This is a genomic window from Actinoplanes sp. NPDC021490 (assembly GCF_055562135.1).
Genome location: NZ_JBVHFW010000008.1, coordinates 224,818 through 246,329, shown reverse-complemented (window position 1 = coordinate 246,329; position 21,512 = coordinate 224,818). Strand labels below are relative to the sequence as shown.

Below are 21,512 nucleotides of genomic sequence, written 5' to 3'. Positions count from 1 at the left end.
GAAGTTGCTCTTGCTACGCAGCGTAGACAGCGGCCTGCTGCTGAGGTAGGCACCAGTATCTGGTCGCACGTCACCTGCCTGGTAGGCACATTGCGCCGCTCCTAGATCGACTTCTGGCGATGTGTCGTCTTGCTACCGTGCTGGCTATGGCGAGGCAACGACGGTGGGGTAAAGCCGGAACTGACGGACAGACGCCGGAGGAACGGCAACAGCTGGAGCATGACACCCAGCTGGCGATCTACCGCTTCCAAAGCGATGCGTATCGGAATTTGCGGCACAGCGTTGCCGCTGCGGTCATCATCTTCGGCCTGTTCGTCGGCTCCGACGTGTTCCTCAGTGACACGGAAGGCAGCAGCTTGTGGGCCCGGCTGCTCCTGCTGGTCTCAGCCGTGCTGGGCGTCGGCTACTTCTCCATGACGAACCCTCGTCCTCGGCTAGCGTTGCAGCTTCTGCTGGCCGCAGTCGTCCTCGCCGTCCTGGGTATCTGTCTGCTCATCCTGGCCCGCTACGGGGCCGGCTCATGACACTCACCGTCGAGCCCGGTGCTCTTACCGGATATGCGCAGCAACTCGGCCGCGCAGCCGACGACGCTACGTCGATCAAGCGTTACATCAACTCACATGCCAAACAGGTCACCGGCGGCGAACTGATTCAAATCGCCTCGGGCAGCCACCAGCAAGCGCTCACCACCATCACCGCAACCATGGCCAGCCTTGACACGATCCTGCGCGGCTCAGGCCCCGAACTGACTGCCACTGCCGACTACTACCTCGGTACCGACACACAGGCCGCGGCCACCATCGACCGCTCCTTCCCCGCCAACTTGCGGCAATGCGCCACACCGCTGGAGTTCGAGTTCAGCGCCATCGTCTGCAAACCCGTCCCGTTCGGCGACCCCCGGCAGGCGACCGACCGGCTCACGCCACCACCAGAACCGGAGAACCCACCGAACTCACTCGGGTTCATGGACTACCTCAGCCCCACCTCGTGGGCCATGAAAGGCTTCGACATCGTCCTAGGCTTCGACCCCATCAGCTGGATCCAAGAACGCTTCTCCGGCGACTGGGAAGCCGTCGCCACCATGGCCCCGGTCTTGACCAACACCGGCGCCGCCCTGCACGACCTGGCCCTTAACGTGCAATCCGGTGCGACCACCCTGTATCCCCTATGGCAGGGCAATGCCGGCGACGCCGCCAACGACTACTTCACCGACCTCGCCACCGGCATCGCCGCCCTGCAAGAGCCCCTGCACAGCATGGCCACGGAGTACCGCGCCCTGGCCGACGCTGTCTGGTCATCAGGCGAAGCCATCGGCGGACTCATCAAAGGCATGATCGACGCCGCCATCATCGCCGGTATCGCCGCCGCTGGAGGAACCGCGACATCATGGACCGGTGTCGGTGCTGTCGCCGGATACGGTGTCGCCGCGATCGAAGTCGCCACCATCCTCAACATGTGGGGCAAGGCCACCGAGCTCTACCAGTTCGCCAGCGCCGCCGCTCTCGCCTTCCGCTCCAAACTCGGCTCCGCGCTCAACGACCTCGACACCATCACCCTGCCCACACTGCCGGGTGGTGCCGGCTACCAACACCCGCTCGCCCAAGTCGGCGCACGATGAACCCCGAACTACTCGAGATGGCCGGCGGCGACCCCTACCGCGCACGCGCCCTCCACCAACTGCTCACCAAACTCGCCGACGGCCCCAATCCTGCCCTGCGCGAGATGGCCCATGACGTCCTCAACGGCAACCTCAGCCTGCGCGACGCCGCCGCCAGCGACGTCTACAGCACCCCAATCGCAGACCGGTTCGACACCTTCTGGAAGCGCTACCTGACCCTCACCGACGACGAACACCAGGCGCTGCTGGCCGACGGATACAAGTACATCGAACAATCGGAGCAGTCCTAGCCAGCCGGGCGGACTTCTTCCGTGTCAAGGAACGATCAAGGGCTTGTGAACTGCTCCCGCACCCGCTATGAGCTGTTGGAAGAGTCCACCATCATCCACGGACGTCCGGCCTCGAACACTGCCGTTGTCACTCAGTTGGTCACCCATGCCTTCCCACGCCCTGCGGCACTGCCCTCAATTACGCGCCGAGGCCCAGTCGGGCTTCTAAATACTTCGTCAGCAATCCTATACCTGCAGTAGCTACTTGGCCCGGCAGGCCGAACAGGAATGCCTTTAATGTTTGACGCGCAGAAATTCTGTCTTCAGGCCGCGCGTCATTGTCCTCAAATTCGTGGACGGCGGAAGTCAGACTCGACGCTTGGGTACTCCCGTACGTTTCAATCAACTCAAGAATCTTCGTGGTCTCTGGCCCATAATTTGCCGTTCCGGACAACGTCTGCGCGGCAATACCATTGACCACACCGATCTGCTGACTGCTGAGATTAATATTTACGTCGCCTCCTGCAGAGTCGATTGACCAACCCAAACCACGACCATTGAGAGCCGATCCAAAACCCTCGATCGAGGGTACGACAGATTCTGCAATTTGATTGATCGCGGCTTCAGTTAAGCCAGACTCCGTTAACTCGTCTTCGAGTCGATGCCGCAATGATAGAAGCCGCGATTCCCGCGCATGACGTAGGTCAGTCTTCAATCGTCGCGCTTCCTTCGAATACCTTGTAACAATTTCGTCAACTTCGCTAGAGCTGAGTTCACCTCCGCCCAGCCTATTAACGACGCCTTGTGGATTCGCGACACATTCGTCAAGAAAAGTCGAGAATTCTTCAAATTGGCTTACCAAACCGGTCTCAGCAGAAGTCTCATCGCCATAAAATTCATAGACGGTGCCAGCCCCCGTGCTGTAACCATCTTGCCTGACTCGCCTGCCCTTAATGCGCATAAGCCAATCGCGGAATAGGCCTAAAAGTTTGTCCGCCTCGGCGGCCCAGAGTCGGCCCGACGGAATGTAAACGCGGAAAATGAGGTGCTTGTCAGCTTGCTGGACGAATCGGGCACCTAGCGTGGATACCTCCGCATTGCTTGTGAAAGGAACGAGATTGATTCCATAGTCCTTGACTAGACTTATTACGAACGAAAGCATCTCAGGCGCCGGAGGTGCGAAAAAACCCCTAGGATTCGCCGAGTCGTAGTAATCGAATTTCCCGAAAGAGCTATCATCGAGCATCCTTTCAAAAAATTCAGGAGGGAAATTTTTGCGATAATACTCGGCTTCTTCGTTATGGTGCGATGGAACGGAGTCGATTTCCAGCTGTCGGCTGGCCCATCCGGGATCGATCATGTTTTCGTGAACCATCACGAGATGCCTCGTCTTTGCAAGACGCTCGAAGAGAACTTTCGTTAATCTCCTGAAGTCCACGCTGGCCATATGTTCGACGTTCGGGCGTGTCAACTTCGCGACGACGCCCAGCAGGAGCGGATTCGCTAAAAGATCGAGAATTTTCTCCCAGTTTTCGGCGTTCGATTCTAAGCGCTTATTGACGTAACGAATGCCGGATGCTTTCAACTTGCTCGTACTTGCCTCTGAAGTGGTACTTCCGAGGAAGAGAAAGAAATGATCTTCAGGGATCGTCACACTTCGTTCTACCATTGGGCTCGGGTAGCTGCAAAGAGCATCGTCGACGTTGGCTAGTTGCTAGCCTGACCACGTCTCCGGCGAGTAACGGCCAATACGGGTACCACGTTGGCCACCGGGCACAGCCTGATCAGGCATAAGCCATCCCGTCACCCTCGACCCGCCCATCGTGGGAGCGGGCCTCCGCCGGTGTCCGCCACGTCAAGACGGCCTTGACGCTAGGTACCCAAGGCTGGCGGGCGCCGGCGGAGGTCTGCTCGGCTTGCCCGGGGGTGAGGGTGCCGGGATGGCAACCACCCCGGAGCCGGAGCGCCCCCGCCGGAGGCGTGCAGTAACGGCGACCAGTTCTCGAGCCGCCCAGCGCGTTACAGCCAGTCGCATGCAGGTCGGCCGCGTCGCGCAGGCCTCCGTGACCGGCCCGAGCCCGCCCGGCCTTCGCTACCCCATGGCCCGGTTGTAGCCGCGCGGCCCGATTCCGCTTGTGCGCGCCAGCCGACGGGCTGCCTGCGAGCTCGGCCCCGACCGGCTTGCCAGGGGCCGGGCTCGCGCCCTGGCGGCGGCGTGCGCGGCCCGTTTCGGCCGCCTTGAAGGCGCACAGAAAGTCTGAACAAGATCAGCAGCTCCATCACCGCAGCTTCATTACTCAGACGCCGAACGAGTCCGAACAGCGTTCAACCGGTGTTGAAGACCGAAGCACCCACCTCGTGTGAACAGCGCAAACGCTACAACAACACAAGTCATTGCCGCCCATTTGCCGCCATCTGAGCCGCTGGGGCCTTCGGAGGGCGACGAGGTGCGAACCGAATACCCAACTGAACCGACTCCGAGAATGCCAGCCGGGCCAGCGCCGGTGCAGCACCAGGTACTAGTCTGGCCGGGCCAGGTACATGTGAGGCACTTAATTCCCCGCCGCCGAGCACACCACATAGGTGTGCTCTAGGACTGAATCCATCGCTCGGGCGGGCCTTCAGGCGACTGGAGCCAGCGAATGCCTGCGGCGTCGGTGAAACACACGCCAGGCAGGTATCGGCGGCTGAACTGGATCCAAGGGCTAGGGTTTTCTTCGTCGTACCAGGTGTAGTCGTCCGCTGGCTCATCCTGCTGAAAGCGGGGTATAACTGTCAGCTCGATTTGCTCTCCTGGTCTCACCACTACGTTGCGCCCACTCCAGTCCGCGATGCCCGATTTTGAATTTTCCTGGTCGGCGAGGATCGCCTCGACGTTGCGGATCGGCTCTGCCGAATCATTCAGCACCCGCATCGTTGCTACCCAACCGGGTACTGGCTGCTCCTGCAGCGTGTGCGTTCCCTCGAAGTCGTAGTACCACGTCACCGTGACGGAGACCAGACGGGCTTGCTTGTCCTCGCTGTCGCGCTCGGGAATAGACGCTTCGGCCGCAGCCGCCTGTCGAATCGCGGCGGACGCGCTTTTCTCTGAGGCTACGGCGCTGCGCTTCGCGTACCTAGCAGCAACGATCGACACCGTAAGGGCACCGAGTGCCACCAGCCCTGCTAGCGAAGCAATGACATCCGTAGCAGTCATGGTTAGTACGGCACCGGCCTTAATTGGGAGCTGTCACTGGTTGGGGATTGCCGTCCTCGAACTGGCGCCAGCGCAGGCCGTCGGTATCGGTGAACTCCACGCCAACCCTCAAGGATTGTTCAAGCATTCGGTATCCGGAATTGTCATTTCCGTCGCTGGGCGATGGTGGCTGTAGTAGTGGCCTTACCCCTAAGTCACGACGAGCGCCGGGCGCAAGAAATGCCACTATTCGGTCTATTCGCTTCCACTCACTGTCTAGCTTGTTCGCGCCAGAGGCACGGTCGATGACGACAACCTGAACCTGCCGGATCGGGCCGGCGGAGTCGTTCTGTACCCCTACGCCGTAGGTGAAGCCGTCTCGGTGGTTGAAGCCCTTCCCCACCGACACTGAAACGAGGCGCGCCTGCCGGGATTCCAAGCGCCGCTTCGCGTCAATCTCATCCTGCCTCTGACTGCGATCGCGTCGGCGATCGATCCGGTGCTGGATAGCGATGAAGATCAAGGCGCCGGACGTTCCTAGGGCCTCGACCCAATCGGGGACGCTCCCGAAGTCTACATTCACAGCGTCACGGTAGCCGGGAGGGGCAAGTAACGTATCCGGGACAGTAACCCCCCCCCCCCCCGCCCCCGAACGCGTCAGCATGCGTCCATACCGCCAATGTCCCAGGTCGGAGCACGCCCTCACGTCCACCGTTGTCCGCAGTAGTCACCGGCGATCGTTACTCACTTAGTCACCCAGCCGCCTCCCCAGCCCGTCAGTGGGCCGCACACATCAACGTTTGCTTCTACCCCGGAGCCACTTGAACCCACTAAGGGCCACTGCACCGGCCACCGCACCTGCAAGCAAGAATTTCATGGCCCCGCTGTTCGAATTTACTGAATGGGGGCTCGATGTAACCGCCGCCTCGCCGATCTTATTCGGCTCCGGGTCTGCCAGAACTGGGCTTTGTGACGCCTCCTCGTACACCTCCTCCGAGATGCGAAAGAAGTCGCGTTCACGTCGCGTCGTCGCTGCCGCAAGGTGGGCATGCCGGCTTTGCTGCCAATAGTCTCGGCCAAGCTGCGTTCTAAATCGGTTCGCCATCGTACGCCGCAGATCTTTCTCGGACATCTCGCCAATAACAAAGGTCATACGAAGGTACATCACAATAAGATTTAAGTAGGAACGAATACGCCACTCGTCATAAGGCAGGTCGACGCTCCTACCCCAGCCCTCTTGCAATGTAGGGTCCTCCAGAGCCATCTTGATAAGCTCTAGTTGCATTGCGCGACTGGTTTGGAGCTGTGCTATTTTGGTTTGGCGAGCTTGGTGCATAATTCCCGAACCGACAAGAATCAACGCCAACGCAGCTAGGGCGGCTGAGGCGAGGCCGTATACTTGCCCCACGTCAGACAAGGTATTCCAATCGTTTCTCGACGTGGCGATCCAAGCTACTACTGCTGGAGAGAGCCCGACAAGAGCAACCAGGAGTAGCCCAACGCCAGCCCAGCTTAGCCGCCCTAGGGCCGATATCCTACTGAAGAGACTGAAGCCTGTTGTCATTTGATATGTCCCGCCATCCTGGCTGACTACCCCGAATAACATTTGTCTGGGCTAGGGTCGTGCGCTGCACGGAGGTTCGGCATCGCGCCACCCTAGTGTCCCGCGAGGATATTGACAGTCAATCCTTCCTTGACGCTGTACTTCGCAGTTGGCGGCGAGTCGGTGCCGGGATTGGCGGCGCGCACCCCTACAAGGGCAGCCCATCGGCCTGCCCACGACACCTGCCCGAGGGGCGCAGAGGCTCCGAGGTGAAGGGCGGCCGACTTGTAGCCGTCGCTTGCGACGCGAAGCGCGTTTGAGCATGGACGAGCGGCCCGGCACCCTACGCGCCGCCAACCCCGGCGCTCGACGGCGGTGACCCGCACTGCGGCCCGGCGCGGTTCCCGGCCGCGTCGCTCGGGCCGCCCTGGTCGGCAGCCGGCCAGCCCCCATCCCCCTCAACCACCTATGGACCTGTGGTCGCTGCGTCTCGATCCGCTCCTGCACGCCTGCCGACGGGCTAGCCGCGGGCCGTCGACTCGTCAATGCGGCTTGACCGTGACCGTGTACCGAGTCGGCGACGGACGTTGGCGGCGCTCACCTGCGAGGGCAGCCATCGGCCTTTGTAGAGGTCGAGCGCTCTGACATCAGCTCGACCTCTACGGGTGCTCTATTGGGTGCCTGAGAGGTGCGCTCGCAGCTCGACAAGCGAGTCGAGCAAGAGCTTCTGCTCGAATTGCTGTGGGTCGTCGGTGTCTGGCTGGTAGGCCGCCATCATGCGGTGAGCCGCCTCGAACCAGTTCGCAAGGGGTGCCCGAGCCGCTTCACCAATCCGCCCTCGCCGGATTGCGTGGTCAACCACGAGCCGAAACTCCCGCGGCATTAGATCCGTTTTTGGTCGTTGGGGATTGATCCAGTCGTCCGCCACGATGGGACGCAGTCGAAGAGCTTCCGCATTCCAATGCATGAGTAATGCGAGGTCGACGGTGAAGTCATCAGGCATGACGGCCGGCCATAGGGATTTGATCGCTGCGCGTTGCCCAGACCACGGAGTCGAGCCACATTTTGGCAATAGCTCCGGGAAGAGGGCGCCGGCCAAGGGTGCAAAAAAGGCGTGAAGCCACATTTGCGGGTACAGCGGCCTCCAGTAAAGGTCCGTGATGGTCGCGTCCGCTGTGCCGTGAAGGATGGGCTCCACTAAGATTGTGACTAAGGGGCGATCGCCAAAGTATTGGATGTCGCCATCCACGAGGCAGATTACTTCGCCGTCAACCTCGGCGAGGCCAGCCTTGATAGCAGCGCCTTTTCCCGCTGGCGATTCGATGACACGAGCACCTGCGTTCGCCGCAACTTGAGCCGTATCGTCCGTGCAGCCGCTAGCACTGACGAGCACCTCGCCAGGCGTTCCTAGAATTTCAATTCCCTTGAAGCATTCCGTCACCACCTCTGCAACGGTTGCTTCCTCGTTATGCGCCGGGATGATGACACTAACTTTTCCGGACGTCGCAGCGAGCGTTCGCGAAGGGACAAGGTCGAGTCCGAGCGCCGGATCAATCGAAGGACGGGTCATCACTTGCTCTCCGCTTCACGCGAGTAGGTTGGGTGACCCTTAGGCCATCGCTTTAACTGCTCGACGAAGGTTATCTCAGTTCGATCGGCCGGATAGGCAGCATCTGAAAGTTCCACAGTGCGCCCGAGGGTGTCAATCGACCTGCTGCGAATATAGAGAAGCGGCACTCCCGATTCCATGCCCCACTTTTGCCGATCCCCTGGGCTGGGCTCTATAGCAATTACCGATCGAACAAACCTGTCAACCTCGATGCCGACGGTATAAAGCTGATGCATGTGCCCGCCGGGCCACGGCTCGTTTCTCTCGTCCAACAGAGCCGGATTTCCCTCGATCAGTTCTCGCGGTATGTACGAAATGCTCCACGTTACTCGGCGACCGGTGTCCTTTTCGGTCATCTCGTATTTCCGCTGCACCAACTCCGATCCGGGCTTGATAGAAAATTCTTCGGCGAGCTCGTCATTTGCGGCAATAAAGGTGTACCTGTGTGTCGAAATGACATCATCAAGAGTCAATCCAGCCGTCATTTCGATGGAGCCGCGCACGCGCCTCTCGCGCTCGGGCTTGAGAACCATCGATTTGGCGGCTTGGGTTTGGTCGACACTTAAACGAATGCGCGTCGGAGGTTTCCGTACTGTGGCCGGCTTACCTCGACCCCCGGTGATAAGACCTTCGTTCTTGAGAACAGAAAGCGCAGTCTTTGCTGAGCCGGGCGCGCAATTCCAGCGTTCGCACAGCTGCCCCACGGACGGCACCGCGTCACCCGGCCGCAGGTCACCGGTCGAGATTCGGTCACGGATGGAGTCGGCGATCTGGTGATGGAGGGGGACGACGCCCGCGGTCGGTTCACGCATGTTGGCCAGTGAATCACGGATCTTGGATAGTTGGCTAGCTAACCACTTGCGCAACCCCTGAGACATGCCCTACGTTCAAGACATCGCTAGTTGGCTAGCTAACTGGCCAACGCGACAAGCCGTTCTCGGCTTGGTAACTCCATAGAGGCGGTGTTGACCGAACCGCACAGCAACCGGTCAGGTGCCTTACCTCCCGCCGGGAAGCAGGGGAACGACCCAGGCGGCGCCAGCAACTAAGCGACAGGTCTAGGCCCCGCTCAGCGGCCAGCAGAACACTGGCTGCCCCGTAGCCGTCGGCATCGGCGGTGGGCATGCGATGAGGCGACCGGCGCACGATCCCGCGACGCATTGCGGGTGGTGGCGACGGCGTGAGCGCGCGGTGGCGGACAAGTAGACCTAGCTCGATTCGAACGGCCTGCCCGAAGGCCGAGCTTTGACGCGTTCCTGTTGGACCGGCCGCCCGTGAGGCTGGCCGGTCCGCCGGGTGTTCTCTGCACCGCATTCTCTAGTTCTCCGATCGAATGCAAGGAGATCTATGTCATGGCTTCTCTCGCTTCGTTCGTACGCGTTACCGCACGTCAGGGCGCCTGCTGGCGTGAGTGCAAGGGCTGTACCGCGTTGGCGCCGATGGCGCCGGACGAGACCCGCTGCCAGGGCTGCCGCGCCCGCCGGGTGACTGCCCGCCGCGCACCGCAAGCCGCCTGATCTTCCTGAGAGGACACCCGCGCACCATGGATTCTGTCGACTTTCCTGAGCCGTCCGCTGGCGACCTGGCCGCGATTGAGGCTGAGTGGCCGCTGATCGAGGCTGAGCTTCACGTGCTCGATGCCGAGATCGCCAACATCTACGCCGCCGAGCACGGTGGCCCGTCGCCGCTGGACCGGCGGCGTCTGCGCCGGGCCACCGCCCGCGTCACCCGCATCGCCGCCGAACTGGCCGCGCGTCCCTCCGCCCTGCGGGAGGTGGCGTGATGGCTCAGGACCTCGCCCGGCTCAAGCGCATCGGCTGGGGCACCCGAGCGGTGTTCGCCCTCGGCATCGCCGCCTCGCTAGCGGGCAACGTGCTGCACGCCGCAGATAGCCCGATCAGCAAGGCCATTTCGGCGTGGTCGCCTCTGGCGCTGCTGCTGGCCGTGGAGCTGATCTCGCGTATCCCGGGTCGCCGGGGCTGGACCTCCTACGTCCGGCTCGGTGCCACCGCGGTGATCGCGGGCATCGCCGCGTGGGTGTCGTACTGGCACATGGTCGCCGTGGCCTCCAAGTACGGCGAGACCGACGCAAGCCCGTACTTGCTGCCGCTGAGCGTGGACGGCCTGATCGTGGTCGCCTCGATCAGCCTGGTCGAAATCGGCGGCCGGATCCGCGCCCTGTCCGACCCCGAGACACCGCCCTCCGCAACACCCGCGACCACGCCGACCGTCCCGGCCGCCGTCCCGGCCGCCGAGCCGGCCGAGGCCGAACCGGTGACCGAGCCCGAGATTCCCGCACCGCCGGTCACACCGATGCCGGTCAAGAAGGCCCCGGCGAAGCGGGTCACGCCGCGCCCGGCGTCGGCCGAGAAGGTGGCCAAGGCCGCCGCCAAGCTGCCCGGCGCTCCGGTCGCCGAGATCGCCAAGAAGGCCGGTGTGTCGGTGTCGACCGCCCGCCGTCACCTGCCGCAGCGCGTCACCGATGCGTCACCATCTGCCCCGGTTCCTGCGGAAACGCCCGAACTGATCGCCGCCTGACCCGACCACCAGAGAGGACCACCGTCCCATGGCCAAGCACCGTTACGACCCCGACGAGGCCGCCGCCGCTGGCGTGATCGACCTGCTCACCAAGCGCCTGAAGGAACTCGGCAAGGAAGACCAGATCCGCGCCGAGATGACGCCCGAGCTTCGCGGCCGCGTCGATGGCGCCGTTCGCTGGCACGAGCGCCACAAGAACCGCTAGTTCCGCCCGGCGGCACGGCCCAAAGCCGTCCAAAGCAGCGCCGTACCGCCGGTCTCCCATCCAGTCACATGAACCGTCAGGAGAAACCCAGTATGGCAAGCAACCTTTTCGGGCGCGGCACCAAGCCCGAGCGCAGCGCAGCAGAAATCAAGGCCGCTCAGGACGCCGCCCGCGCCGCCGACGCCATCGCCGACCGCAAGCGCGCCGCTGCCGCCGCCGGCCGCGACCGCCGCTCCATCGGCAGCACGCGATGACCCGCCGCACCGGCGGTCAGCTCAACCCGGACACCGGCCGGATCGAGGCGGGCCGGATACCCAAGGGCAGCACCGAGGACCACACCACGATCCGCGAGAACCAGATCGCCCGAGTCGCCGGTGACGTCGCCGTCGCCGCCGTGCGAGGCCTGTTCGGGAGGAAGCGCTGATGGCCACTGCTGACCGCGACCGGACGCCGCCGAACACGATCAACGATCGGCAGATGGCCGACCTTCGCCGCCGCGCGGAGAAAGCGGCACCGCCGATGTTCGGCACGGACGCCACCCGGCGGCGCCTGGCCGCCTCAGCGCAGAAACGCAAGGCCGACCAGAGCTGACCCCGCCCGACCGGCATGGCCCTCACGCGATGGAAGCCCGTGCCGCGCCGAGAACCATGTCGCCCTCCGCGCCGGGGACGCCGCCACCGTCCCCGGCCCGTCCGGAAGGAAGCGTTCATGCCCGCCACATTCGCCGCTGTCTTCGCCGCCCTGTTCGTCGCCCATCAGCTCGCCGACCACTGGATCCAGACCCAGCACCAAGCCGACTGCAAAGGTCAGCCCGGACCGGCCGGCCGCCGGGCCTGCGCCGCGCATGTGGCCTCCTACACCGCTACCGCGTTCGGATTCCTCGGCGCCCTCGCCCTGACCACCGGCCTCGACCTGCGGCCCGGCCCGGTGTTCACCGGGCTGGCCGTCTCCGCGGCCACCCACTACCTGGCCGACCGGCGCATCCCGCTGCGACGGCTGGCCGAACTGACCGGCTCCGAAACGTTCTACGCCCTCGGCACCCCACGGCCCGGCCACGACGACAACCCGTCGCTCGGCACCGGCGCCTACGCCCTCGATCAGTCCTTCCACTACCTGTTCCTGTTCATCGCCGCCCTCGTCATCGCCACCTGAACCGTCGGAGGACAGACACCGTGAGCACCGAGCGAACCTCCACCCAGCCCGACGTCCTCACGGCCACCGAGCCCGAACTCGGTGAGGTGGTCGACCTGGAAGCGGCCCGGCAGCGCCGTGAGAACGCGACTCTCGTCCCGTCCGAGGTGCCCGACGACGTGGTGCCCGCTCCGGCCGGTGCTGCGCAGACCGACGTGTTGGAAGGCGAGATCGTGGCCGCGCAGGTCACGGACGCGCCGCCGGAGTTGAAGCAGTGGGGATGGGCGGTCGGCTGGAAGCACAAGCTGCACCGGTTGTGGACCTACAAGTGGCGCTACCTGTGGAACACGTTCGTGGTGCTCGGCGCGTGGGGTGTCCGCGCGTCGGGCTGGTGGTTCCGGGGGATCGCCCGCTCGGTCAGCGACTTCTTCAACTACGTCGACGACCGGCAGGCCCTGACGATCGCTGACCAGACCGCCGGTGCGGTCGACGGCAAGGCCGACGTGGACGCCTGGTTGAAGGCCCGCGCCGAGCGGCACCGGGAGGTCAAGGACCGCCGCCGGGTGGTCCGCTCCCGCACGATCCTGCCGCTGGTCTGCCTCGCCGCTCTGGCCGGTCTGCTGATCTGGCTGGGTCGCGGCGACATGATCCGCAGCAACGCCGGAACCGGCGCGCTGGCCGCGTGGGTGGCGCTGGGCTGCTGGCTGGTCTGGTACGGCCGGGCGCGCACGCAGCCGTTCTTCCCGCAGTTCCGGGAGCCGTCGCCGTACCCGCCGGTCACCAACGACACCGTCACCGGCGCTCTGCTGGCCACCGGCATCGGCCAGTTCCGCGACGTGGTCAAGGCCGGCCACTCCCCGGTCGACGTCATCTTCCGCGACGACGCTGCGGGCGGGAAAATCGCCGAGACGCACCCGGTTCCGGGTGTGACCACGCAGATGGTGATGGCCAAGTCCATCGTCATCGCCGGTGGCCTCAAGCGCCCCCCGGCGATGGTGCACCTGTCGCAGGCACCCACGGGTGTGCCGGGGCACGTGGAGATCCTGGTGCTGGACATCGACCCCGGGCAGACCAAGCCGAAGCGGTTCGCCTACCTCGGCAAGCCGGTCAACGTCGGCGCCCCGTGCACCGTTGGCTACGACCCGCGGAACCGGCCGGTGCGGTGGCCGCTGCCCGGCGCGAACGGCATCACCACCGGCACCCCCGGCTCGGGTAAGACCGCGTATCTGATCGGGTTGGCGTGTCTGGCCGCCGCCGACGTCGACGGCGCCCAGCTGGCGGTGTTCGACTTCAAGGGCATGGGCGACTACGCCGAACTCGAGCCGGTCTGTTTCGCCTACGGTGCGGACGCCGACCCCACCGAGACCGCCCGGCAGCTGGTCGGTTTCCTCACCGGTCTGAAGAAGGAGATCATCCGCCGTCGCCAGGTCCTGACCGACCTGAAGAAGGTCGGCTCCGAGCTGCTGGACAACAACGCCGCCGCACTGACCGACCGGCTTGCCAGGTCGGCCAAGCACAAGATGCCGTGGATCCTCGTCATCATCGACGAGGTGCATGAGGGTCTGGGCGACCCGATCCACGGCAAGGACATCGCCGCCCTGCTGACGGACCTGATGAAGATTGACCGGGCCTGCGGGATCCACGTGGAGATCGCTTCGCAGCGCACCGACACCGACTCCATCCCGTCCGGGATCAGCTCGCTGCCGATCGTGCGGGTGGCGTTCCACCAGAACGGCCAGCCCGGTAACGACATGATCCTGGGCACCGGCGCCTACAAGCGTGGCGTCGACGCGACCGCGTTCCGCCGGGGTGCGGCCGGCTCGGCCGCTGACGACCGGGGTTCGTGCTGGTTCATCGGCTCCGAGGGCGGCGAACCCGTCCGGGTGCGGACCACGTTCGTGCTGCCCGACGTCAAGCGCATCGTGGCGTCCGCGCTGGCCGCACGGACCAAGGCCGGGACGTTGATCGGCGCGGCAGCGGGCATCGTCGAGCAGGTCGGTGCGGCCCCGGCGCACAGCGCGCTCGACGACGTGCGGGCGGTGTTCATCGGCGATGAGATCGCCCTGCACGGCGACGTCATCTACACCCGGGTAGAGACCCGCCACCCCGGCCGGTGGAAGTCCCAGGCCGCGCTGATGGCGGCGATCAAGGCCGAAGCGCCCGGCTGGAAGAGCCCCACTGTCGATGTTGGACAGGTCCGCCCGGCCGACGCCCCGGTCGACGCCGGGGTCGAGAAGACCCGCAAAGGTATCCGCCTCGCCCACCTGGAAGCCGCCATCACCGAGCGTGACGACAAGAGGGGTCGGTAGCGCCGGTCGGCCGAGCCGGAACCGGCCGGGCTGAACCTCTCATCGACCGAGATCGGGCCGCGAGGCCTTGCGGGTGTCCCCGCGAGGCCTCGCGGGTCCGCTAGCCCCCACCCTCGCCCCCAAACCGCGCCACCACCAGCCGACTCGCTCCTAGCGCCCGGCGCGGCCCCGCACACCCGAAAACCGGCTTGGAGGCCCCGATGAGCACCCCTGCCCGACACCCGCTATGGGCGATGTTCGCCCTGCTCAGCGCCCTGCTCTGGCTGCCCGTCCGCACCACCCCCGGACTCACTCTCATCACTGTCGGTAGCCTCGCGGGCTGTCTCGGACACCCCTGGTGGGGCCTCGCCGTCGCCGCCCTCGGCGCGATGGTCTACGCCGAACAGTGCTCCCGCACCCCCTACGCCCGCTGCCTTCGGTGCAAGGGAATCGGCGGTCACAAGCGCCGCAACAAGCCGTGCCGCCCCTGTCGGGGCAGAGGCGTGCGGATGCGATGGGGACGCGCCGTGATGAACGCCTACCGCCGCGCCACCTACACCGCCCCCACCGCACCCGACGCCGCCCAGGCCCGCCCGCTCACCCCGAACAGCTACGCCGACGCCCTGCGCGACAACACCGATCGGCAGGTGACCAAGTGATCACCACCCGGACCATGGCCCGCCTCACCCGCCAGACCACCGGCCACACCCTGTGGTGCACCCGCGATCACCGGTGCGGCGTCGCCGAACACCGCGGCCCGGCCGTCACCGCCGGCCACCTCGGCGCCCGCGCCGTCATCACCCGCGTCCGCGCCGGTGACATCGAGTACGCCGAGATCACCGCCCGCATCCCGCTGCACGGCGGTGAGCAGACCCGTCAGCGGCAGCTCGGCCTGAGCCTGCATCTGTTGCGGCGGCTGTTCGCCGCGGTAGCCGCCCTACGCGCCGAAACCCTTGCTGGCCGCAACGATCGGCCGGCCATCGATCGGAGGACCGCCGCATGAGCACCGACCACATCGACCGGCGCCACGCCCTCGTCAGCGGGCTGCGCGCCCTGGCCGACTTCCTTCAGGAGCACCCCGAGCTGCCCGTCAGCCGCAGCCAAGAGATCCATCACTGCGTCAACGGCCGCGACGACGCCGAGGGCATCGCGAACCTGACCGCGATCGCCGCCCTGCTCGGTGTCGAGGTGACCGCCACCGGCGGCGGACCGGCAACCGAAGCCAGCAGCCACTTCCACGCCCGGCGCATGTTCGGCCCGATTGCCTATGAGGCCACCTACATCCGGCGGGCCGACATGGCCGACTGGAACGCGCTGATGTCCTATTCCGGCATCGTGCGCGCCGACGACAACGAACCGGCGGAGGTGTCCCGATGACCACAGCTGCCGTGCCGACAATCCCGGCCGCTGAACACTTCACCGGCTACGTCGCCGTGGCCATCCGGTTCCCCGCCGAGCCGGGCGTGCACCGCATCATCCGCCTGTACCACCGGCCGGACGGAACCGACATGGGCGTCCCACAGAAGTTCGACGGCTCTACCCCGTTCACACCCGAGAACAGGCCCGCGTGCCGCCCGGAACCCGACCCGGGCGAGCGGTTCTACGAGCTGTCCGTGCCCGTCGCGCTGGCCCGCGGCGGGCAACCCTGCGGGCAGCCCGAGTGCTTCGGCGGTGAGCGCTGATGCTGACCGTCGCGGACTACTTCTGCGGGGCTGGTGGGTCGTCATCGGGTATGGAGCAGGTACCCGGTGTGCGGGTGCGGATGGCCGCCAATCATTGGGATCTGGCGATCGCGACGCACAACGCGAACCTGCCGCACGCCGATCACGATGTCGCCGACGTCGCGGCGATCGACCCGAGGCGGCATCCGCGCACGGACATCGGCTGGTTCTCCCCCGAGTGCACCAACTGGTCCATCGCGCGGGGCAAGCCGGTCGACTACGACGGCAAACCCGTGCAGCTGGCCCTTGGCGAGGACGAGGCCGAGCCGTTGCCGGACGAGGCGGCGCAGCGTTCCCGGATGCTGATGCAGGACGTTCCCCGGTTCACCGAGGTGCACCGCTACCGGGCGGTGATCGTGGAGAACGTCACCGATGTGCTGATGTGGCAGCACCTCGACCAGTGGCTGGCCCGCATGGCCAACCTCGGCTACGCCCACCGGATCGTGGTCCTCAACAGCGCCTTCGCGTCGGCGTTCGGGCCGGGCGCCCCGCAGCTACGGGACCGGGTGTACTTCGTGTTCTGGCGAACCGAGTACCGGGCGCCGGACTTCGCGAAGTGGACCCGCCCGCGGGCGTGGTGCCCGCGGTGCGGCGAGGTGCGGGCGGTGATGGTCGACAAGCAGCCGGGCAAGCGGCGGGCGATGCGCTACGGCCAGCAGTACCACTACCGCTGCCCGAGCGTTGGCTGCCGGGGTGTCCGGGTGCACCCGTACGTGCTGCCCGCCGCCGCCGCGATCGACTGGACGATCCCCGGACAGCGCATCGGCGACCGGGCGCGGCCGCTGCAACCCAAGACCCTCGCCCGCATCGAAGCCGGCCTCAGGCGCTACGCCCAGCCGGACACCTGCCCACCGATCCTCGTTCCCGCGGGCGGCACCTGGAACGAGGCCGGCCAGCCGGTCACCGTGCCGATGCGCGCCCGCACGACCCGCGAGACCGAAGGCATCCTTTTCCCTCAGCCGCTTCTCGTGCCGGTGGAGGGCCGCGACGGCAAACAGGCCCGCCCGATCGGCGCTCCGCTACGGGCGCAGACCGCCCGCGCTGAGAACGCCCTCGTCGTGCCGCTGCGCAACAACGGTGTCGCCACCCCGGCCATCGACCATCCTCTGAGGACCTTCGCGGCGGGCGGCACCCACCTCGGGGTGGTCATGCGCAACAACACCGCACGTGGCGACGCAGGGCAGATGTCCACCCCGCTGGATGAGCCGTTGCGGGCGCTGACCACGGCCGGACACCAGTCGCTGATCCGCTGGGATCACGTGCTGATGCCGTATGACGGCCGCGGGTTGCGGCCGCTGGATGTGCCGCTGCCCGCACAGACCACCGTGGCGGGCGATGCCCTGCTCGGGGCGGACCTCACGGTCGACGACTGCACGTTCCGGATGCTCGACGTCGACGAGATCCGCGCCGGGATGGCGTTCACACCCGGCTATCTGCTGCTGGGCAGCAAACGCGAACGGGTCCGGATGCTCGGCAACGCCGTCACCCCGCCCGCCGCCCGTGACCTGATGGCCGCCGTGGTCGAAGCAGTCACCGGCGAACAGTTCGACCTGGCGGCATGACCGCGCGGCACCCGGCCGCGCTGGTGTGTGCGGCCGGGTGCGGCATCGCGCTGCATCCGGCCGCCGCCGCCGGCGGGCACACCACCCACCCCGGCTGCGACCCGGCCGCCCAGCCGGCCGCCGGGCCGCGCGAGTTCCGGTGGGGGTGCACTGCCTGCGGGATGACCGGTCCCGCCGAATCGGCTGATCATGCCCGGGTGCTGGTGTGGGTGCACGACGTGTTCGCCTGCCCGGCCGCGCCGGTGCTGTCGTCGGCTGACCTGAACGCCCCGATCATGATGCGGCGCCTGCTGCGCCACATCCGGTTCCCTCCGGCCGGCCCGTCCCTCACCGACATCATCGCCCGCGCCGTGCCGGACGAACGTGCCCTGCGCGCCGCCCGCCACCGCGCCATGTCGGACCGCTACCCCGGCCAGGTCCCGCCCTGGCCGCCCGTTACCCGCCCTGACCCAGGAGGCGAATCCCCATGCCCGACCCCGGCGCCCTGCGCGCCGCCGCCCTCGGCCACGCCGCCCGCGGCTGGCCGGTCTTCCCGCTCCGCCCCGACCGCTGGACGCACGACCCCGACCGGGCGAAACGACCCGCGTTCCCCGACCACGCCGAGGACTCCTGCCCCGGCACCGACCCGCGATGCCAGGCCGGGCACACCGGGTGGGAACCCCGCGCCACGACCGACCCGCACCGCATCACCCGCGCCTGGCAGCAGACCGCGTACAACATCGGCATCGCCTGCGGCCCCGCCCGCCTTGTGGTGATCGACCTCGACCGGCGCAAACCCGGCCGCGAACCCCCACCCGGCTACGCCACGTACCGGCACGGGCGGGAGGTGTTCGCCGACCTGTGCCACCGGCACGGCCAGCTGTGGCCCGGCGACACCTACACCGTGGCCACCGGCGGAGGCGGCATTCACCTGTACTTCCAGCACCCGCCCGGCGAGCCGCTGCGCAACACTGCCGGACATCTCGGCTGGCTGATCGACACCCGCGCGCACGGCGGCTACGTCGTCGCCGCGGGTTCCACCGCGGGCGGCCTGCCCTACGAGGTGGCCTGCGACCGGGAACCGGCCGTGCTGCCCGGCTGGCTCGGCGGCCTGTTGCGGCCCGCCGAGGTGCCCATGCCGCGCAAGGTACAGGGCGATTTCTCCGCATATCGGCGGGGTGCGTACGTGCGCGGAGCCGTCGTCAAGACCCTCGACCACCTGGCCGCCGCCCCGGCCGGGCAGCGCAACCACGCGCTGTTCATGGCGGCGCAGTCCCTCGGGCAGCTCGCCGCGGGCGGGCACCTGACCGGGGCCGAGGTGGCCGAGGCCCTGACACCGACCGCCCTGGCGATCGGCCTGTCCGAGAGGGAAACCGCCCGGACCATCCGTTCCGGCCTGACCGCCGGGGCACGGCGGCCGAGGAGGGTGGCGTGAGCACCCTCGGCTTCTTCCTGGGCACTCATCAACCGCACTGGCTCCGCGATGCCCCGGTGCCGCTGTTCGTCTCGGATCGGCGGTTGCGCCGCTACCGCACCCTGCCGCGGGCCGCAGGAGTGTGGGCGCTCGACTCGGGCGGTTTCACGGAACTGTCCACGTACGGCAGTTGGGACCACGGGCCGACGCCGCAGCAGTACATCGCGCGGGTGCGCCGTTACCACGACGAGATCGGCGGGTTGTCGTGGGTGGCGCCGCAGGACTGGATGTGTGAACCGTTCATCCTGGCCAAGACCGGGCTGACGGTTTACCAGCACCATCGGCTGACCGTGGACAACTACTGCCGGTTGCGGGACCTCGCCGTCGCTGCGGGCCTTCCGCCCGGCCTGGTGAAACGCGTGGTGCAGGGCTGGACGCCGGATGACTACCTGCGGTGCGCCGACGTCTACGACCGGGCGGGCATCGACCTCGCCGACGGGTCTCTCGTTGGCGTGGGCACGGTCTGCCGCAGGCAAGCCACCACCGACGCCGGGCGCATCCTGGCCAACCTGCACAGCATCGGTGTCACCCGCCTGCACGGCTTCGGTTTCAAGGTGCAAGGTCTGCAACGCTTCGGCCGACTCCTGACCTCGGCTGACTCGCTCGCCTGGTCCTACGCCGCACGGCGACAGCCACCACTGCCCGGCTGCACGGCCCACCGCAACTGCGCAAATTGCCCGCGCTTTGCCTACCAGTGGCACCGCACCCACATCGCTCCTCTGCAACGGCGCACGTCGGCCGGCTGGTTCCAGCCGACGCTGACCATGCCGGAAGGACGTGCAGCATGACCGACAGCGACCGGCCACGCGTCAAGGTCGGCACCGGCCCGGAGACGATTCGCACCCTCAGGCAGGAGCTGACCGGGGGGCTGTTGCCCGACACCTACGTCAGCAACGGGGCGCTCACCCACATGGAGACCGTCTCGGGTGGCCTGGCCGGCGCCGCCGATGAGGACTCCCCGTTGCCGGTCGCGGCGAGCCCGGTCAATCCGGCCGGGCTGGCCGGGCTGCTGGCCCAGCACGCGCACGTCTACCGCACCAAATACCGCAAGAACGAGGCAGGTGAGATGGAACCCTACGACGAGGAATGCACCCCGCAACGCGAGGTGCTCTCCGCCGTGCTGGCCAGCAAAACCTGGCCCGGCGTGCCCGCTCTGCGCGCCATCATCGGCGCCCCGGTGCTCCGCCGTGACGGCACCCTGTTGCAGACGCCCGGCTACGACCCGGCCACCGGTCTCTACCTGGCTTCCAAGGTCGGCCTGCCGCCCGTTCCCGACCAGCCGAGCCCCGAACAGGTCGCCGCCGCGCGGGCGTTCCTGCTCGGCCGGTTCCTGCGGGACTTCCCGTGGGCGTCGGCCGCTGACCGGGCCAACTATGTGGCGCTGTTGGCCACGCCGATCCTGCGGCACTTCACCCGCAGCCTCACCCCGTTCGGGCTGATCGACGCGACCATGCCCGCCTCCGGAAAGAGCATCCTGACCGGCGGTCCGGGCATGCTCTACGGGCAGAAAATCCTGACCTGGCCCGACGAGGACGGCGAACTACGCAAGTCCATCACCGCGGTGTTCGCCGAGCAGGTCGGCGTGGTCATCTGGGACAACCTCGCCGAAGGAACCGTCATCGACTCGCCCGTCCTGGCCCAGCTGATCACCCAGCGGGAATGGTCCGACCGGCAGCTCGGCGCGTCCCGCAACGTCGCATCCGTCAACGACCGGCTGTGGATGGCCACCGGCAACAACCTGCAAATCGGCGGGGACATGGCCTCGCGCACCGTCCGGGTGCACCTCGACCCGAACATGCCGCACCCCGAATCGCGTGACCAGTCCGGGTTCGGCATCCCGCACCTCGACCAATGGATCACCGCCCCGGCCAATCAGATGGCCGTGTTGTGGCACCTGCTCGTGCTGGTCCTCGACTGGACGCGCAGCGGGGCGCCGCGTTCTGGCGGGATCTCGATGCGGCAGTTCACCCCGTGGGCGCAAGCACTCGGCGGGTTCCTCGCCCACCACAACATCGACGGCTTCCTGACCAACATCAACGAGGTCCGCGACGTCGACGAGGACGCCACCCGCTGGCGCGGCTTCCTCACCGCCTGGCACGACCGGCACGGCAGCACCCCAGTCACCTCCGCCGAACTACGCCGCTCCGCCGAGCCAATGCAGATCGGCGGGGACCTGCACGACCCGTGGGACGGGCTGTTCATCACCACCCCAAACGGCCGGCTACCCAACGCGGTCGGCCTCGGACGCATGCTGACCGGCCAAAACGGCAGGTGGCGCGGCGAATACGTGATCCGAGCCGCCAAGAGTGAACGCGGCGACCGGTCGGTCTTTCACGTCGAGCATCAGCCCGGCTAGACCCAGCCAGCTGAAACATCTCCGCATCTCCGCAAGCCACCGAA

The 21,512-nt window shown here is 66.6% G+C and carries 25 protein-coding genes; 19 read left to right on the top strand and 6 right to left on the bottom strand.

The window, feature by feature from the left end; translation table 11 throughout:
• Positions 1–146: 146 nt before the first annotated feature.
• Genes ACZ3I4_RS22815 through ACZ3I4_RS22805 form a run of 3 tightly spaced genes read left to right on the top strand, consistent with a single transcriptional unit; the run spans position 147 to position 1,908 of the window.
• The gene (locus tag ACZ3I4_RS22815) at positions 147–524 is read left to right on the top strand and encodes a hypothetical protein (protein ID WP_465384005.1); all 378 of its coding nucleotides are present in this window, start codon (positions 147–149) and stop codon (positions 522–524) included.
• Positions 521–1,618, top strand: coding sequence for a WXG100 family type VII secretion target (locus tag ACZ3I4_RS22810; protein WP_465384004.1), 1,098 nt, complete (start codon positions 521–523; stop codon positions 1,616–1,618). Before ACZ3I4_RS22815 ends, ACZ3I4_RS22810 begins: the two co-directional genes overlap by 4 nt.
• Positions 1,615–1,908: a hypothetical protein gene (locus ACZ3I4_RS22805; protein ID WP_465384003.1), complete on the top strand. Its 294-nt coding sequence runs from the start codon at positions 1,615–1,617 to the stop codon at positions 1,906–1,908. The genes ACZ3I4_RS22810 and ACZ3I4_RS22805 overlap by 4 nt, the downstream gene beginning before the upstream one ends.
• Positions 1,909–2,086: 178 nt before the next feature.
• Here ACZ3I4_RS22805 and ACZ3I4_RS22800 read toward each other — a convergent pair whose 3' ends face one another.
• The 6 genes from ACZ3I4_RS22800 to ACZ3I4_RS22775 all read right to left on the bottom strand — a co-directional run bounded on the left by ACZ3I4_RS22800 (position 2,087) and on the right by ACZ3I4_RS22775 (position 9,026).
• Positions 2,087–3,541, bottom strand: coding sequence for a hypothetical protein (locus ACZ3I4_RS22800; RefSeq protein WP_465384002.1), 1,455 nt, complete (start codon positions 3,539–3,541; stop codon positions 2,087–2,089).
• A gap of 936 nt (positions 3,542–4,477) precedes the next feature.
• The gene (locus tag ACZ3I4_RS22795; protein ID WP_465384001.1) at positions 4,478–5,083 is read right to left on the bottom strand and encodes a hypothetical protein; all 606 of its coding nucleotides are present in this window, start codon (positions 5,081–5,083) and stop codon (positions 4,478–4,480) included.
• 19 nt (positions 5,084–5,102) lie between these two features.
• Positions 5,103–5,645 carry a hypothetical protein gene (locus ACZ3I4_RS22790; RefSeq protein WP_465384000.1) on the bottom strand — a complete coding sequence of 181 codons (543 nt, stop codon included), beginning with the start codon at positions 5,643–5,645 and terminating at the stop codon, positions 5,103–5,105.
• 210 nt (positions 5,646–5,855) lie between these two features.
• Positions 5,856–6,470 (bottom strand): DUF6082 family protein, encoded by a 615-nt coding sequence (locus ACZ3I4_RS22785; RefSeq protein WP_465383999.1) that lies wholly within the window; start codon positions 6,468–6,470, stop codon positions 5,856–5,858.
• A gap of 805 nt (positions 6,471–7,275) precedes the next feature.
• Positions 7,276–8,175 carry a glycosyltransferase gene (locus ACZ3I4_RS22780; protein ID WP_465383998.1) on the bottom strand — a complete coding sequence of 300 codons (900 nt, stop codon included), beginning with the start codon at positions 8,173–8,175 and terminating at the stop codon, positions 7,276–7,278.
• Positions 8,175–9,026 (bottom strand): GntR family transcriptional regulator, encoded by an 852-nt coding sequence (locus ACZ3I4_RS22775; protein WP_465383997.1) that lies wholly within the window; start codon positions 9,024–9,026, stop codon positions 8,175–8,177. Before ACZ3I4_RS22775 ends, ACZ3I4_RS22780 begins: the two co-directional genes overlap by 1 nt.
• Positions 9,027–9,757: 731 nt before the next feature.
• Here ACZ3I4_RS22775 and ACZ3I4_RS22770 point away from each other — a divergent pair.
• The 16 genes from ACZ3I4_RS22770 (at position 9,758) to ACZ3I4_RS22695 (ending at position 21,468) form a co-directional block, all read left to right on the top strand.
• Positions 9,758–9,997: a DUF6284 family protein gene (locus tag ACZ3I4_RS22770; protein ID WP_465383996.1), complete on the top strand. Its 240-nt coding sequence runs from the start codon at positions 9,758–9,760 to the stop codon at positions 9,995–9,997.
• Positions 9,997–10,752 (top strand): DUF2637 domain-containing protein, encoded by a 756-nt coding sequence (locus ACZ3I4_RS22765; protein ID WP_465383995.1) that lies wholly within the window; start codon positions 9,997–9,999, stop codon positions 10,750–10,752. The genes ACZ3I4_RS22770 and ACZ3I4_RS22765 overlap by 1 nt, the downstream gene beginning before the upstream one ends.
• Before the next feature lie 28 nt (positions 10,753–10,780).
• Positions 10,781–10,957: a hypothetical protein gene (locus ACZ3I4_RS22760; protein WP_465383994.1), complete on the top strand. Its 177-nt coding sequence runs from the start codon at positions 10,781–10,783 to the stop codon at positions 10,955–10,957.
• A gap of 68 nt (positions 10,958–11,025) precedes the next feature.
• Complete coding sequence (locus tag ACZ3I4_RS22755; protein ID WP_465383993.1) at positions 11,026–11,211, top strand: hypothetical protein; 186 nt, start codon at positions 11,026–11,028, stop codon at positions 11,209–11,211.
• Positions 11,208–11,381: a hypothetical protein gene (locus ACZ3I4_RS22750; protein WP_465383992.1), complete on the top strand. Its 174-nt coding sequence runs from the start codon at positions 11,208–11,210 to the stop codon at positions 11,379–11,381. Before ACZ3I4_RS22755 ends, ACZ3I4_RS22750 begins: the two co-directional genes overlap by 4 nt.
• Entirely contained in the window at positions 11,381–11,548 is a 168-nt protein-coding gene (locus ACZ3I4_RS22745) for a hypothetical protein (RefSeq protein ID WP_465383991.1), read from the top strand. Before ACZ3I4_RS22750 ends, ACZ3I4_RS22745 begins: the two co-directional genes overlap by 1 nt.
• A 117-nt stretch (positions 11,549–11,665) precedes the next feature.
• The gene (locus ACZ3I4_RS22740; RefSeq protein WP_465383990.1) at positions 11,666–12,109 is read left to right on the top strand and encodes a DUF3307 domain-containing protein; all 444 of its coding nucleotides are present in this window, start codon (positions 11,666–11,668) and stop codon (positions 12,107–12,109) included.
• A gap of 20 nt (positions 12,110–12,129) precedes the next feature.
• The gene (locus ACZ3I4_RS22735) at positions 12,130–14,397 is read left to right on the top strand and encodes an FtsK/SpoIIIE domain-containing protein (RefSeq protein WP_465383989.1); all 2,268 of its coding nucleotides are present in this window, start codon (positions 12,130–12,132) and stop codon (positions 14,395–14,397) included.
• A gap of 200 nt (positions 14,398–14,597) precedes the next feature.
• On the top strand, positions 14,598–15,035 hold the full coding sequence (locus tag ACZ3I4_RS22730; protein WP_465383988.1) for a hypothetical protein: 438 nt from the start codon (positions 14,598–14,600) through the stop codon (positions 15,033–15,035).
• A complete protein-coding gene (locus tag ACZ3I4_RS22725; RefSeq protein WP_465383987.1) occupies positions 15,032–15,379 on the top strand; it encodes a hypothetical protein in 348 nt (115 codons plus the stop codon). The genes ACZ3I4_RS22730 and ACZ3I4_RS22725 overlap by 4 nt, the downstream gene beginning before the upstream one ends.
• Positions 15,376–15,753, top strand: a complete 378-nt coding sequence (locus tag ACZ3I4_RS22720) for a hypothetical protein (protein WP_465383986.1) — start codon at positions 15,376–15,378, stop codon at positions 15,751–15,753. Before ACZ3I4_RS22725 ends, ACZ3I4_RS22720 begins: the two co-directional genes overlap by 4 nt.
• Complete coding sequence (locus ACZ3I4_RS22715) at positions 15,750–16,058, top strand: hypothetical protein (protein WP_465383985.1); 309 nt, start codon at positions 15,750–15,752, stop codon at positions 16,056–16,058. The genes ACZ3I4_RS22720 and ACZ3I4_RS22715 overlap by 4 nt, the downstream gene beginning before the upstream one ends.
• The gene (locus ACZ3I4_RS22710) at positions 16,058–17,659 is read left to right on the top strand and encodes a DNA cytosine methyltransferase (protein WP_465383984.1); all 1,602 of its coding nucleotides are present in this window, start codon (positions 16,058–16,060) and stop codon (positions 17,657–17,659) included. The genes ACZ3I4_RS22715 and ACZ3I4_RS22710 overlap by 1 nt, the downstream gene beginning before the upstream one ends.
• A 466-nt stretch (positions 17,660–18,125) precedes the next feature.
• Positions 18,126–19,073, top strand: coding sequence for a bifunctional DNA primase/polymerase (locus ACZ3I4_RS22705; protein ID WP_465383983.1), 948 nt, complete (start codon positions 18,126–18,128; stop codon positions 19,071–19,073).
• Complete coding sequence (locus tag ACZ3I4_RS22700; RefSeq protein WP_465383982.1) at positions 19,070–19,900, top strand: deazapurine DNA modification protein DpdA family protein; 831 nt, start codon at positions 19,070–19,072, stop codon at positions 19,898–19,900. Before ACZ3I4_RS22705 ends, ACZ3I4_RS22700 begins: the two co-directional genes overlap by 4 nt.
• Positions 19,897–21,468, top strand: a complete 1,572-nt coding sequence (locus tag ACZ3I4_RS22695) for a hypothetical protein (RefSeq protein WP_465383981.1) — start codon at positions 19,897–19,899, stop codon at positions 21,466–21,468. Before ACZ3I4_RS22700 ends, ACZ3I4_RS22695 begins: the two co-directional genes overlap by 4 nt.
• Positions 21,469–21,512: the final 44 nt, after the last annotated feature.

Excerpts from the sequence above, each read along its gene's own strand:
- ACZ3I4_RS22815 (WP_465384005.1), top strand. The coding sequence starts at position 147 with ATGGCGAGGCAACGACGGTGGGGTAAAGCCGGAACTGACGGACAGACG.
- ACZ3I4_RS22810 (WP_465384004.1), top strand. The coding sequence starts at position 521 with ATGACACTCACCGTCGAGCCCGGTGCTCTTACCGGATATGCGCAGCAA.
- ACZ3I4_RS22805 (WP_465384003.1), top strand. The coding sequence starts at position 1,615 with ATGAACCCCGAACTACTCGAGATGGCCGGCGGCGACCCCTACCGCGCA.
- ACZ3I4_RS22795 (WP_465384001.1), bottom strand. The coding sequence starts at position 5,083 with ATGACTGCTACGGATGTCATTGCTTCGCTAGCAGGGCTGGTGGCACTC.
- ACZ3I4_RS22780 (WP_465383998.1), bottom strand. The coding sequence starts at position 8,175 with ATGACCCGTCCTTCGATTGATCCGGCGCTCGGACTCGACCTTGTCCCT.
- ACZ3I4_RS22775 (WP_465383997.1), bottom strand. The coding sequence starts at position 9,026 with ATGCGTGAACCGACCGCGGGCGTCGTCCCCCTCCATCACCAGATCGCC.
- ACZ3I4_RS22770 (WP_465383996.1), top strand. The coding sequence starts at position 9,758 with ATGGATTCTGTCGACTTTCCTGAGCCGTCCGCTGGCGACCTGGCCGCG.
- ACZ3I4_RS22765 (WP_465383995.1), top strand. The coding sequence starts at position 9,997 with ATGGCTCAGGACCTCGCCCGGCTCAAGCGCATCGGCTGGGGCACCCGA.
- ACZ3I4_RS22760 (WP_465383994.1), top strand. The coding sequence starts at position 10,781 with ATGGCCAAGCACCGTTACGACCCCGACGAGGCCGCCGCCGCTGGCGTG.
- ACZ3I4_RS22755 (WP_465383993.1), top strand. The coding sequence starts at position 11,026 with ATGAACCGTCAGGAGAAACCCAGTATGGCAAGCAACCTTTTCGGGCGC.
- ACZ3I4_RS22750 (WP_465383992.1), top strand. The coding sequence starts at position 11,208 with ATGACCCGCCGCACCGGCGGTCAGCTCAACCCGGACACCGGCCGGATC.
- ACZ3I4_RS22745 (WP_465383991.1), top strand. The coding sequence starts at position 11,381 with ATGGCCACTGCTGACCGCGACCGGACGCCGCCGAACACGATCAACGAT.
- ACZ3I4_RS22740 (WP_465383990.1), top strand. The coding sequence starts at position 11,666 with ATGCCCGCCACATTCGCCGCTGTCTTCGCCGCCCTGTTCGTCGCCCAT.
- ACZ3I4_RS22730 (WP_465383988.1), top strand. The coding sequence starts at position 14,598 with ATGAGCACCCCTGCCCGACACCCGCTATGGGCGATGTTCGCCCTGCTC.
- ACZ3I4_RS22720 (WP_465383986.1), top strand. The coding sequence starts at position 15,376 with ATGAGCACCGACCACATCGACCGGCGCCACGCCCTCGTCAGCGGGCTG.
- ACZ3I4_RS22715 (WP_465383985.1), top strand. The coding sequence starts at position 15,750 with ATGACCACAGCTGCCGTGCCGACAATCCCGGCCGCTGAACACTTCACC.
- ACZ3I4_RS22710 (WP_465383984.1), top strand. The coding sequence starts at position 16,058 with ATGCTGACCGTCGCGGACTACTTCTGCGGGGCTGGTGGGTCGTCATCG.
- ACZ3I4_RS22705 (WP_465383983.1), top strand. The coding sequence starts at position 18,126 with ATGCCCGACCCCGGCGCCCTGCGCGCCGCCGCCCTCGGCCACGCCGCC.
- ACZ3I4_RS22695 (WP_465383981.1), top strand. The coding sequence starts at position 19,897 with ATGACCGACAGCGACCGGCCACGCGTCAAGGTCGGCACCGGCCCGGAG.